Source organism: Halalkalibacter lacteus, from assembly GCF_036663595.1.
GTDB classification, from domain to species: domain Bacteria; phylum Bacillota; class Bacilli; order Bacillales; family Bacillaceae_D; genus Halalkalibacter; species Halalkalibacter lacteus.
The window spans coordinates 1-268 of sequence record NZ_JAWRVL010000241.1 but is presented as its reverse complement, the minus strand read 5'-3'; the positions used below and the strand labels follow the sequence as shown (position 1 = coordinate 268).

Below are 268 nucleotides of genomic sequence, written 5' to 3'. Positions count from 1 at the left end.
CTTGTCGGATGTCGAGGATGTCGTCTTGACCCACAACCACGATGACCACACCGCCGGGCTGCTGTCACTGCGTGCCGCGTTTCAGGCGAAAAACCCGCTCGCCATGAGCCGCGTGCATGCCGCACCCGATATCTTCCTGAGCCGACCTGAGAACGGCAGCGAGTCCAGCTATATGCGGCTGCACCGTGCGGAGATGGAGCAGATCGGCATCCACTTCGTGCTGCATGAGGCGCCGACCCAGTTACTGCCGGGCGTCTGGTTCAGCGGC

Annotated in this window: 1 protein-coding gene; it reads left to right on the top strand. The window is 63.1% G+C overall.

The window, feature by feature from the left end:
- Window positions 1-268 (top strand): MBL fold metallo-hydrolase (locus SAZ04_RS22230; RefSeq protein WP_332699800.1); only part of this gene is annotated, 268 nt, incomplete at both ends.